This window comes from Halomonas sp. 707B3 (assembly GCF_024158645.1).
Taxonomy (GTDB): Bacteria; Pseudomonadota; Gammaproteobacteria; order Pseudomonadales; family Halomonadaceae; genus Vreelandella; species Vreelandella lionensis.
Map to the genome: position 1 here is coordinate 1 of NZ_JAMZBE010000105.1, position 12253 is coordinate 12253.

The following is a 12253-nucleotide window of genomic DNA, read 5'->3' on the forward strand; positions in this document are numbered from 1 at the left end:
GATTTTGAATTCTTCAGTGTAGCGGGGATGGCTCATGGTTCCTCCTAGATACCTTTAGTATAAGGCCTGGAGGTGTCTACGAAACCTGGGGCGATTCAATATGCTAACCAGCGCTAACGTTGATAGTTTATCGAAAGAGACCGTATAGCTTTGCTATCGAGCTGTGTAGACTGGCGAAAAGATCTCTCGATTAGCAAAGGAACCTCATGACTGCTGCAACCTCTGCCTCCGTTTCGCCATTGGTGGTGGGAATAGGCGCCTCTGCTGGCGGGCTCGAAGCTATCTCGAAATTGATTCGTCCGCTTGATCCCGCATTGCCGGTGGCGTATGTAGTGCTGCAGCATGTCTCGCCTACCCATAAGAGTATGCTAGTGGATATTCTTAGCCGTGAAACCCAGCTACGGGTAACACGGCTTGAAAGCCTCCAGCGCCCTGAAGCAGGGGTTATTTATGTAGTACCTGCTAATACCAATGCCACTATAAAAGAGGGCGTGTTTTACACAACACCCGCCTTGCCGCATGTAGTGCCGAAGCCTTCAATCAATGATTTCTTTGTGTCATTAGCCACTGATGCTCATGAGGCCTCGGTGGGTATTGTCCTGTCAGGAACCGGGTCGGATGGCACTGCAGGTTTACGGGCGATTCTAGCGGCGGGCGGCGTGACCATGGTGCAGACGCCTGAAAGTGCTAAATATGATGGGATGCCTCAGTCTGCAATAGACGCAGGAGTTATTGATTACATTTTAAATGTTGAAGAAATGGCGTCACGCTTGGCCAAGCTTGCCCGGCTTGAATGCGCCAGCCTTGAAGGCAATCAGATTGAGGTACCAAGGCGGCTACTTGAGCTGCTAAAAGAGCGTCGTCAACTGGACTTTTCTGGCTATAAGCAGGGTACCTTAAGCCGACGTATACGCCGTCGTTTGATAGCAACAAATGTTACGGATATGAATCAGTATCTTGCCTTAGCTGAAAGTGAACCTGCTGAACTTGAGCAGCTAGGCCGCGACATTCTCATATCGGTTACCGCCTTTTTTCGTGATATTAGCGCGTTTGAAGCGCTTGAAAAAGCGGTACGCCATATGGTCGAGCAGGTGGACAACACGCCTTTGAGAATCTGGGTGGCGGGTTGTGCAACTGGGGAGGAGGCCTACTCGATTGCGCTAATGATCGCTGAGGCAAAGCGTATTTTAAGCAGCCAAGTGGTTGTACAGATTTTTGCCACTGATATTGATGAAGACGCGCTGGAAATCGCTCGTAGAGGCCGGTATCTCGGCGCAGCCCTAGAGGCGCTGCCCAAGCCTATGCTAGAGCGTTACTTTGTAAAGAATGATCACACCTTTGAAGTCAACAAAATCCTACGCGATATGATTGTGTTTGCTAAACACAATCTTGTTGATGACCCGCCGTTTTTGCGCTTAAACCTGATTACCTGCCGCAATGTATTGATCTATTTCGATCATGAACTTCAGACGAAAGTGCTACAGCGTTTTCATTTTGGGCTGCGAGTCAAGGGTGTTCTCTTTTTGGGGCGCTCCGAGAGTGTTGGTCGCTCTGAGACGCTGTTTACCCCACTAGATCGACGTGAGCGCTTATTTACCAAGCAGGGCGAAAGTCGAGAACTCAATGAACATGCTCCGGTTGCCCAGCGGGCCGCCTCGCCCTTAAAACGGCGTGATCGGGATATGCAGCAACTGCTTGATGCGCTAGTGGCCCATATGGGCGCCACCGTTGCACTGTGCGATGCGCGCGGCAATGTTCAGCATACGGCAGGAGATGTGGAGCGCTTTTTACGTTTTCCTGCAGGCCGCACCCAAGTAGGCATTCAGGACGTCATGAGTGCCCCCTTTCGTGGCGAGCTAATGTCCCTGCTTCACCAGTTCCAAAAGCAACGGATACCTCAGCTAGGGCGGCGTCGACGCTATGAGGGCGAGTGGTGGCGTTTGAGTGTGCGGGGGCTCACTGAGCAAGAAGATGACCGACGAATATTGGTAGTATTGTCGCCACTTTTAGAGAGTGAAAAGCCCACCAACGTGCCATTAGACCAGCTCATGGAGCCGCCGCAACTTGATGGTCTTGAGAGCCTTGAGGAGGAGTTGGAGGCTACTCGAGAGCACTTGCAGTCGCTCATTGAAGAGTTGGCGACGGCCAATGAAGAAATGCAGTCACTCAATGAAGAGGCGCAGGCTTCCAATGAGGAATTGCAGGCAACTAACGAAGAGCTAGAGGCTGCCAATGAAGAGTTGCAGGCCACCAATGAGGAGCTAATCAGCCTTAATGAAGAGCTTAATATTAAGACTGGCGAGCTCACTAAGCTAAATGATGAATATGCCTATCTCTATGATGCGCTAGATTTTCCGCTGCTTGTATTCGATAACGAATTTTGTCTCAAACGCTATAACGCTCCAGCGGCGCGCTACTTCAGCGTTCGCCCGACGGCATTACAGCGTCATGTCTCTGGGCTTAGACTGCCTGCTGTCCTTAACGATTTAGAGGACGCGTTGATCCAGGTAGCACATCAGGCAACGCCAGATGAGAACATCCTCGAGCTTGATGGGAGGCTGCTCCAGCGGCTGATTACACCTGGAGTTAATCAACATGGAGATGTTGAATTATTAGTCGTCACTTTAATGGACGTTACCGACCTTAGCCAGGTACAGGCCAAGCTCCGCCAGTCCCAGGCACAGTTGCATGCGCTGATGGAAAGCAGCACGGTGATGATTGCGCTGAAAGATCTTAACGGACGATATACTTTTGCGAATCCCCAGTTTTTGAACACGTTTGGGCTAACCCAGGAGCAGCTCATTGGGCGGAATGTATTTGAGTTATTTCCTGACGCCTATGCAGGTTCAGTGTGGTCGCGGGATCTAGAAGCACTTCGCTATCAGCAGATAGTCAAGGCAGAACACCTGCTACCAAGCGAGGGTGGTGGCTTGCGTATTATGTCGTGTGTACACCAAGTGCTTCGTGATGAACAAGGTCACCCTTACTTGATTCTGACCGAGTCAGAGGATATCACCGCGCGTAAGCACGCTGAGCGGGATATGCAAGTGGCAGCCAAAGTATTTGAGCAGGCTGGAGAAGCGATTGTTGTGATCAATGCCCTGGGTGAGGTGCAATCGGTCAACAACGCTTTTAGTCGCATTACGGGGTTTCTTGCTAGTGAAGTGGAGGGGCAACCTGCACTTCCCCTATTGTACTGTGATGAAGAGAACCAAGGAGGAGGTCAAACTCCTGAAACTTGCTATGTCTTATGGGATGTCGTACAGCAACACGGCTATTGGCAGGGTGAGGTCTTCAACAAACGTCGTGATGGGACGCTCTTTTCGCAATGGTTAACGCTTAACATTATTGCACCCGATAGCCATGATGATGCACTTTATGTGGCTGTTTTTTCAGATATTACACATATTAAAGAGTCTCAACGCCAAGCCGAATATCTGGCTACCCATGATGCTCTCACTGGGTTGCCTAATCGCACCTTGTTTCAGGACCGTTTGCAGGTTGTGATTGCTCATGCAAAGCGTAGTGAGCAACTAAGCGCATTGATGTTTCTTGACCTGGATAACTTCAAAAGCATCAACGATACCTTAGGGCATGACGTTGGCGACGAACTTTTAATTCAGGTGGCAAGCCGGTTAAAGGAATTAGTGCGCGATATGGATACCGTGGCTCGCCTGGGGGGAGACGAGTTCACGATTATTCTCGTGGATACCACCATCGAAGGTGCGGAGCAGGTTGCCAAGCGCATTGTGGAAGCGCTCTCAAAACCCTTTGATGTTCGTCGACATGCGTTGTTTGTGACTTCCAGCATTGGTTTGGCGTTTTGCCCTGATGATGGTGATGACGTAGCAGGGCTGACCAAAGCAGCTGATACTGCCATGTATCGGGCCAAAGAGAACGGCCGTGACCGTTTTGAGCTGTTCAAGCCCGAGCTTCAAGCACGTTTAATGCGCGATGTAGCCATTGAGCAGGCGCTGCGTGAAGGCATGGAGCACAAACGGTTACGGTTAGTGTACCAACCTAAATTTTCTTGCGTGTCTGAGCAGCGACTCTCTGGCGCGGAAGCGCTATTGCGTTGGAACGACCCGGTCTTGGGCGCAGTGAGTCCCGCCGATTTTATTCCCGTTGCCGAGGCCACTGGGTTGATACTGGAACTCGACCGCTATGTAGCCCTGCTATTGATACGCCAGTTAGCCGCATGGCGAGATGAGGGGCTCAACCCACCGCCTATTGCTATGAATGTCTCAGCGCGTAGTTTTCAGGAAGAGCGGTTTGTGACGCATCTTTTTAATTGCTTGAAGCAATATCGAGTACCGCACTCGCTGGTGCAGGTTGAAATCACCGAAAGTACTTTGGTAGATCGCTCCAGTGCAGCGCTTGGCAACATCGAAAAATTGCGCGAAGCAGGTATCAAGCTAGCGGTAGATGATTTTGGTACCGGCTACTCGTCGCTGGCGTACTTGAAACGCTTGCCCTTGGCAGAATTGAAAATTGATAAAAGTTTTGTTGATGGGTTAGGCGGAAAAGATGAAGGAGATCAAGCGATTGCCCTAGCTATTTTAGGCATGGCAAAAGCACTCGGTATTTGTACTGTTGGCGAAGGGGTCGAGACGCAGGCGCAGCTTACTTGGCTAGTTGAAAACGGCTGCGACTTTGTTCAAGGCTATTTGCTGTCCATACCACTAGCGCTGGCTGATTTTGCCGCTTTAATTTCCGTCAATGGTAGTAATACCGAATACCACCCGCAGGATGCGACTTAATGGACCAACCCCGTGGTTTTATACATCAGTGCGAGCAGGAAGAGCTCCACCTATCTGGGGCTATTCAGCCCCACGGTGCACTGATCATAACCGATTCATCAGGCATCGTTACGCACCTTTCCGCCAACTGTAAAACGCTACTGGACGATGCTGCTGACAGCGTTTCACTTGGCCAGTTTTTGCCAGCGATGCTGCGCGACATTGCCTCGGTGCTGCCTGCGTTACCCCCTGGTGGGCGTTATGTGGGCCAGTGCGATAGCCCACAGCAAGAATTTGATGTGGTGGTCACGCCCAATGAGGGCGGATGGGTGTATGAGCTCTATCCGGTGGAAACTCACCCAGACCCCATGGCGATGCTTAATGGCGTTATTCCAGTGCCAGTAAGCGCGGATGAGCTGGCAGAGCAGTGCCAGTCACTTATAGAGGCACTATTAACGCTGAGTGGTTTTGATCGGGTGCTCTATTACCGCTTCATGCCTGAAGGTGATGGTGAAGTGCTGGCGGAGGCCCGCCGGGAGGGAGTGACAGGAAGCTATCAAGGGCTGCGCTTTCCGGCGAGCGACATTCCCTATATTGCTCGCGAACTTTATCTAAAGAACCCGTGGCGAACCATTCCAGACGCTACTGCTGCGCCAGTACCTATTTTCGCGGCAGAGGCCAATGTAACGCCTGACTTAAGTTATGTCGATTTGCGCAGCGTTTCACCCGTTCACTTGGAATATATGGCCAATATGGGCGTGAGTGGGGCGATTTCTCTACCGATTATTCAAGCGGGAGAGTTGGATGCGTTGATTTCCTGCCACTGTGCACAGCCTCGGCAGCTCACCGTTAGCCAGTTGCAGGCCATGCGTTCGCTAAGTGAGGGATTTAATCTGCGCTTACGTGATTATAAAGCGCGCAGACGCCTGGATGTTATCGATGGTCTTCAGCACTATTTTGACCATGCGAAAGCTGTATTGATGCGCCACGGCGAGCTTGAGAGTGCCTGGGACGAGCTCAGCGCGTGGTTAATGGATACGTTTGCAGCAGATGGAGTGATGTTGCAAATGGGTGGTGAGTATTATCAGAAAGGGGTTGGTTTGACGCCCAATGTAATGCAGATAGTGGCGCAACAGGCGGCTCAGGCGTCCTCTAATGTATGGATCAGTGATTGCTTGCGGCGTGATTGTAGCGATATGCCATTGAGTGAGGTGGCCGGTGTGGCTCTAATCAGTGATTTGCCATTAGATCAGCACCATTTCGTCAATCTTTACCTATGCCGTGTTGAACATCTTTACGAAGTGGTTTGGGGCGGTAACCCTGATAAGCCCGTTGACTACCGGGAAGGTAGTAGGACGGTTTCGCCAAGACGCTCATTTGAATCCTGGATTGAGCAACGAGTTGGCTATAGCCGACCTTGGTCAGCGAGCACTCGGCTCTATTTGTTGAAGTTACGTACCTTACTGCAGCAGGCGAAAAGTATGCCATGGAGGAATGATGGAGAGTGATTCTTCCGTCACGCTGGCCTACTGGTTAAAACAGGAAACACAAGCAGACCATCATCGGGTGGATCATCATCCAGCATTGAGGGCTCTTCTACGTCCCGACGTGACTATGGCTACCTACGGCGCAGCGCTAGCTTGCTTATATCCTGCCACAGCGGGGCTTGAGAATGCGTTAAGTCAAGCCATAGAGAAGCGCAACAGCCGCTATGCACTGACGCTGCGTGAGCCGCTATTACGTCACGATCTAACGCAGTTAAATCAGCCGTTGCTGCCTGCATGGTGTTTTGCAGTGCCAGCTAGCGTTTATGAAATGGTAGGCATGTTATACGTGCTAGAAGGTTCTCGCCTGGGAGGCGAAGTGATAGGCCGACACGCCAAACGCTGCCTTGGTGAACAGATTCCCTGCCGATTCTTTACCGAGACGCCGCTAACACCCGCCGGGTGGGCGGGTTTTTGGCGCTTTGCCGAGGCCATTTGCCCATCGGGTTCATGGCCCCAGATATTGCGGGGCGCACAGCAAGCGTTTAGTGGTTTTACTAAGGCGTTAACGGACTCTCTGCCAGCGACGGCTACGCCTCCGCTAACCCTAGCGCCCACAGAATAAACGCATCCTGGCGGGCCGTATCGCGCCACGCCTTAAACCTTCCCGATGCGCCGCCGTGGCCGCTGCTCATATCGGTATGCAGCAGAATAGGCGCAGCCCCTTGCTGTGCCTGGCTCACTCGGGCGTAGAATTTAGCGGGTTCCCAGTAGCTAACGCGGGTATCGAACCAACTACCCTCAATCCAAAGCGCTGGGTAGCGCTGCGAGCGGATGTTATCGATAGGTGAATAACCGGCGATGCGTTCAGCCACATCGGGTGCTTCAGGATTACCCCACTCGGTGTACTCGGCGGTGGTGAGCGGCAGCTCTGGGTTCTGCATGGTGCGCAGCACATCTAGGAAAGGCACATCCAACACCGCCGCGCAGAAGGCCTCCGGCGCACGGTTGATGCACGTACCCACCAGCAACCCGCCTGCACTGGCACCGCAGGCGACTATCCGCTCAGGCTGGCTGATATGGGTGGCCACAAGCGCTTCACGGGCGGCTAAAAAGTCGTGAAAGCTGTTCTCTTTATGAGCCATCTTGCCTGCTAAGTACCACGGTTCGCCGCGCTCACCGCCGCCGCGCACATGGGCCACAGCAAAGGCCACGCCGCGCTCCAGTAGCTCTAGGCGGGCAATAGAAAACCAGGGGTCCAGCGCTTCACCGTAAGCACCGTAACCGTATAACAGGGTGGGCAGTGGCTGGTCTGCCAAATCTGCTCGCATGACCACCGATACCGGGACTTGCTCGCCATCGTGGCTGGTGGCCCATACTCTGCGGCTAACTAACTGTTCAGGTGCCAAGTTGCCGTGAACGGGCACCTGTTTTAACAGCGTACGTACACCGCTATCGAGGTCTAAGGCATACCAGCTCGGTGGGTGGGTAAACGACTCTTCGCGCAGGTGCAGCGTGCGCGCATTAAAGTGTGGCGAGTCTTCCAGCAGCTGTGAGCAGGGCGTTTCGGGCAGGTCAATGTAACTATCAAGCAGCGTTTGATGGTGGCTATCCAGCTCCAAGCGCCGCAACAGTACCTGCGCATCCTGATGGCTTCTCTCAGCGAGTATTAAGCCCCACTCAAATGCATCAACCCCCTCAAGCGTAGCGTCATCGCGATGCGCAATCAGCGGCTGCCAACTGGTGTTATCGCTTTCGGCGCGCATATCCAGCTGAAAGTGAGGGCCCGTCTGGTTGTGCAGGCGATAAAAGACTCCTGGCCGATGATCAATGCTGACTTCCACACCCGGCTCGCGGGCATGCAGGCAAATGAGGGGTGTTTCGGGCTGATCGGCAGGCAGGGCGAGAACTTCGGTAGTGTCTTTTGAGCCGCTCTCGATGATCAACCACGCTTTAGAGCGCGTTTTACCCACGCCTACCCAAAACTCTGGGTCTGCCTCGCGTAACACCAGGTTCGGTGTTTGCATGGGCACATGTTCTGCGAACGCGACCCATAAACGCCATAAGCTGTCAGGGCGCTGGGTATCGTCGAAACGGGTAAACAGCAGCGTGGCGCCGTCAGCGTTTTGGTCCTCTGCCCAGCAAACGCTGGGGCCGATATCGCTAAGCAGTTGGCGCGGCGTGCCGTTTGGCAGTGCTTTTAACCAGAGTGTGAAGCGTTCGTCGCCCTGGGTATCTTCGGTCCAGGCGAGCCACTGCTCATCCGGGGAGAGCGCCATATCACCCATATCGTAGAATGGCTGCTCGGCAGCGCGCTCGCGAACGTCTAAAAAGCAGCTTTTTTGCTCAGGTTGGCCGTTGGGGTAACGCCACCAGCAGTGGTAATCATCTTCCGCGCCGGTCTCGCTCCAGAACGTAAAGTGGTCAAGCGCTGTCTCTAAGCTTTTCACCGCCAATTCACGGCGCGCTAAATGCGAGTGGTAGAGGGTGTCCGCCAGGGGCGAGAGCGGTGCAAACCAGTCGGCATGCTGCTGGTTAGCTGCGGTAAGGAAATCGCTGACATCAGCGCTTTCGCGGTCTTCTAACCAGTGCCATTCAGGGTCATCGGCGCGATAATAGCGCGCTACGGGCGAGCCTTCGTGCATACCAGGCTGTGCTTTCATAAATTGATAGGTACCATAACGGGAAATCAACGTCGGGTGCTTCCACCCACATGAGGGGTATTATGCTGTTTGCAGACTCAATGTCACTGCTGTGGTTCAGTTATTACGGTCTTTCGCTGCTGGTGCTGCTAGCGGTTTACTTTGGAATGGCATTTTTGCCGCGTTTGCCTCGGCTCATCATGACATGGGGCGTGGCGGGGGCGATGTGGATGCCTGCCAGTTATCGGCTGCCACTGGTCGAAGAGGGTGAGTTCTATAGCGGTTGGGCACCGTCCGCTATGGTCGCCGCCGTGGGTGTTTTTGAGAACAGTGCCAGTGCTCTGCGCAACGGCTTGCTCTGGTTAGTCTTAGGGATAGCCCTAGGCGCGGGGATTGGTGTAGCGCTGTGGTGGTGGCGTCGTCCTGCGCCTGTTGAAGACACGCCTGCCCGCCGCCAAGTGGAGGAGGACCCACAGCCTACTCGCCGCCGCGAACCGGTTATCCGTTAATGCGACTGGCATCAAGGGAGTGGGCCAATGTGTGAGCTACTGGGCATGAGTGCCAATGTGCCTACCGATATCTGCTTCAGCTTTTCAGGCTTTTTACATCGCGGTGGCGGTACAGGCCCTCATCGCGATGGGTGGGGCATCGCCTTTTATGAAGAGGGCGGCTATCGCGAATTTAGAGACCCGCATCCTTCCGTGGACTCACCGATTGCCCGCTTGATCTGTGATTACCCGATTAAGTCCAATGTCGTCATCAGCCATATTCGCCAAGCCAACGTAGGCGGCGTGCGATTGGCCAACACGCACCCCTTTACTCGTGAAATGTGGGGGCGGCCCTGGTGCTATGCCCATAATGGGCAATTAAGTGATTGGCAGGAACTGCCTTTGGGGGTTTACACCCCGGTTGGCAATACCGATAGCGAACACGCGTTTTGCTGGTTAATGGGCGAGTTGCGCCGGGTGTTTCCAACGCCACCGGCTGCCCCAGAAGCGCTTTGGGAAAAGCTCCATGACCTCTGCGAGCAGCTACGAGGGCTGGGCGTTTTTAATCTACTCCTCTCTGACGGCGTCTATCTTTATAGCTACTGCTCGACCAAGTTAGCGCATATCACCCGGCGTGCTCCCTTTGGAGAGGCGGAGCTATCCGATGCGGAGATAACCGTGAACTTCATCGAGCATACGACCCAACACGATATTGTCTCTGTTATTGCCACTGAGCCGCTAACCCAAAACGAGGCGTGGCATCGGATGGTGCCTGGGGAGCTATTGGTATGGCGGGAAGGAGAAATTCACGCTCGATACTGCCCATAGTGTTATCCATTTCTATGGGTTATAAGCTAAAGTTGAAACGTAAGTTTCAATCGATCGTTTTACAGTATCTTGAACGTCGTATATCGTTGGCGTTTAGTCTCTTTAAATAACCTCGCCACAATAACAAGGTCGGTCAAACATCGACACGGATAGCGGAGATTGCCCATGAGCGAACACGCCAGCACCCCCATTTTACGCGGCCCAGCGCTTGAAGGCTTGGAACAGTACAGCTCTATTACGGATGTTTTTCAGTCAGCCGTCTCGCGCTTTACCAGCAAGCCCGCCTTCACCTGCATGGGCAAGACGCTGAGCTTTTCCGACCTTGATCGTCTTTCAGCTGATTTTGCTGCGTGGCTGCAGCATGAAACCGATTTGGTGCCGGGCGACAGAATCGCCATTCAGTTGCCGAACGTACTGCAGTTTCCTGTCGCCGTATTTGGTGCTTTGCGGGCGGGGTTAGTAGTGGTCAACACCAATCCGCTGTACACCGAGCGGGAGATGGCGCATCAGTTTAAAGACTCCAATGCCAAAGCCATTGTGATTCTGGCTAATATGGCCGACAAATTAGAAAAAGTGCTCGATAAAACGGATATCAAGCACGTCTTAGTCACACAGCTTGCTGATCTGCACGATGCGCCTAAACGCTGGTTGATCAACGCGGTGGTGAAGCACGTTAAAAAAATGGTGCCTGCCTATTCGCTTCCGAGTGCCGTCGGTTTCCGAGATGCTCTGAAGAAGGGGGCGTCGCTGAAGCACACCCCCGTCGAGCGCAATATGGATGACCTAGCGGCGCTTCAGTACACCGGCGGCACCACCGGTATGCCCAAAGGGGCGATGCTGACCCACCGTAACTTGGTGGCCAACATGCTCCAGGCGCGCTCAGCGATTGGCGAGCATCTCACGGACGGCGAAGAGCTGGTGATTGCACCGCTGCCCGTGTATCACATCTACACCTTTACCGTTAACTGCCTGTTCTTAATGGAAACTGGCAACCATTCGTTGTTGATCACTAACCCCCGTGACTTGCCTAATTTCGTTAAAGAGCTGAAGGGGCTGCCGTTCACGGGGTTTATCGGCCTCAATACGCTGTTTAACGCGCTGTGCAATCGGGACGATTTCAAGCAGCTCGACTTCTCTAAATTGAAGCTGACTATTTCAGGCGGCATGGCGTTAACCAAAGCGGCTGCCCAGCGCTGGGAAGATACCACTGGCTGCCCGATCGCCGAAGGCTATGGCCTAACGGAAACCTCGCCGATTGTCAGCTTCAACCCTAACGATGCGATCCAACTGGGGACGATTGGTAAGCCGGTAGCGGGCACCTCGGTGAAAGTGGTTGATGCTGATGGTAACGATGTACCGTTTGGTGAGCCGGGCGAACTTTGCGTGCAAGGCCCGCAGGTCATGAAAGGGTACTGGCAGCGTGAGGAAGAGACGCGCAACGCCATTGATGAAAACGGCTGGTTCCATACCGGCGATATTGCCGTGCTGCAGGACGATGGCTATATCAAGATCGTTGATCGTAAAAAAGACATGATCCTGGTGTCAGGTTTTAACGTCTACCCCAATGAGGTTGAAGACGTAGTAGCCGCCCACCCCGATGTGTTGGAAGCGGCGGCCGTCGGTGTTGCCGATGAAAACGCGGGTGAAGCTATTAAACTGTTTGTGGTGTCCAAAAACAGTCAGCTTGACGCTGAAACGCTGCGTGCTTGGTGTAAGAAAGAACTAACGGCCTATAAAGTACCCAAGTACATCGAGTTCCGCGACGAGCTACCGAAAACCAACGTCGGTAAGGTGCTGCGTCGCCAACTGCGCGACCAGGAAACAACCCATGCGCCGTAAGGGTTGAACACTCGGTCAAGTAGGCGTTAGGCGTCTCGTTCGCGAAAGCGTTACAATGGTCGGCCCACTTACGAGTGGGCCGACGTTTATTCTGAGATGGAACCGAGCCTAACGTGACCACCGACACGCACTCACCCCGCATCGATACCCCACAAGACAACGCCTCCTCGCTAACAGCGCTCACTGAGTCGCTGAGCCACGTTATGCTGCGTGATCAGGAGCGGCTCTCGCGT

7 protein-coding genes are annotated in these 12253 nt (G+C 53.4%); 6 read left to right on the forward strand and 1 reads right to left on the reverse strand.

Going from position 1 to position 12253, the window contains the following annotated elements:
- Positions 1–206 precede the first annotated feature (206 nt).
- Genes BIS10_RS13320 through BIS10_RS13330 form a run of 3 tightly spaced genes read left to right on the forward strand, consistent with a single transcriptional unit; the run spans position 207 to position 6848 of the window.
- Positions 207–4760, forward strand: a complete 4554-nt coding sequence (locus BIS10_RS13320) for an EAL domain-containing protein (protein WP_253505878.1) — start codon at positions 207–209, stop codon at positions 4758–4760.
- Positions 4760–6247, forward strand: coding sequence for a GAF domain-containing protein (locus BIS10_RS13325; RefSeq protein WP_253505880.1), 1488 nt, complete (start codon positions 4760–4762; stop codon positions 6245–6247). Before BIS10_RS13320 ends, BIS10_RS13325 begins: the two co-directional genes overlap by 1 nt.
- A complete protein-coding gene (locus tag BIS10_RS13330) occupies positions 6237–6848 on the forward strand; it encodes a biliverdin-producing heme oxygenase (RefSeq protein ID WP_083024550.1) in 612 nt (203 codons plus the stop codon). Before BIS10_RS13325 ends, BIS10_RS13330 begins: the two co-directional genes overlap by 11 nt.
- On the opposite strand, the gene BIS10_RS13335 is transcribed toward BIS10_RS13330, so the two are convergent.
- A complete protein-coding gene (locus BIS10_RS13335; RefSeq protein WP_253505882.1) occupies positions 6814–8886 on the reverse strand; it encodes a S9 family peptidase in 2073 nt (690 codons plus the stop codon). The two genes, BIS10_RS13330 and BIS10_RS13335, sit on opposite strands and share 35 nt — an antisense overlap.
- A gap of 62 nt (positions 8887–8948) precedes the next feature.
- Here BIS10_RS13335 and BIS10_RS13340 point away from each other — a divergent pair, with 62 nt between their 5' ends.
- The 3 genes from BIS10_RS13340 (at position 8949) to BIS10_RS13350 (ending at position 12020) form a co-directional block, all read left to right on the forward strand.
- Positions 8949–9374: a hypothetical protein gene (locus BIS10_RS13340; RefSeq protein WP_253505884.1), complete on the forward strand. Its 426-nt coding sequence runs from the start codon at positions 8949–8951 to the stop codon at positions 9372–9374.
- Between the two features lie 27 nt (positions 9375–9401).
- On the forward strand, positions 9402–10181 hold the full coding sequence (locus BIS10_RS13345) for a class II glutamine amidotransferase (RefSeq protein ID WP_253505885.1): 780 nt from the start codon (positions 9402–9404) through the stop codon (positions 10179–10181).
- 165 nt (positions 10182–10346) lie between these two features.
- Complete coding sequence (locus BIS10_RS13350; protein ID WP_253505887.1) at positions 10347–12020, forward strand: AMP-binding protein; 1674 nt, start codon at positions 10347–10349, stop codon at positions 12018–12020.
- Positions 12021–12253 lie beyond the last annotated feature (233 nt).

Excerpts from the sequence above, each read along its gene's own strand:
- BIS10_RS13320 (WP_253505878.1), top strand. The coding sequence starts at position 207 with ATGACTGCTGCAACCTCTGCCTCCGTTTCGCCATTGGTGGTGGGAATA.
- BIS10_RS13325 (WP_253505880.1), top strand. The coding sequence starts at position 4,760 with ATGGACCAACCCCGTGGTTTTATACATCAGTGCGAGCAGGAAGAGCTC.
- BIS10_RS13330 (WP_083024550.1), top strand. The coding sequence starts at position 6,237 with ATGGAGAGTGATTCTTCCGTCACGCTGGCCTACTGGTTAAAACAGGAA.
- BIS10_RS13335 (WP_253505882.1), bottom strand. The coding sequence starts at position 8,886 with ATGAAAGCACAGCCTGGTATGCACGAAGGCTCGCCCGTAGCGCGCTAT.
- BIS10_RS13340 (WP_253505884.1), top strand. The coding sequence starts at position 8,949 with ATGCTGTTTGCAGACTCAATGTCACTGCTGTGGTTCAGTTATTACGGT.
- BIS10_RS13345 (WP_253505885.1), top strand. The coding sequence starts at position 9,402 with ATGTGTGAGCTACTGGGCATGAGTGCCAATGTGCCTACCGATATCTGC.
- BIS10_RS13350 (WP_253505887.1), top strand. The coding sequence starts at position 10,347 with ATGAGCGAACACGCCAGCACCCCCATTTTACGCGGCCCAGCGCTTGAA.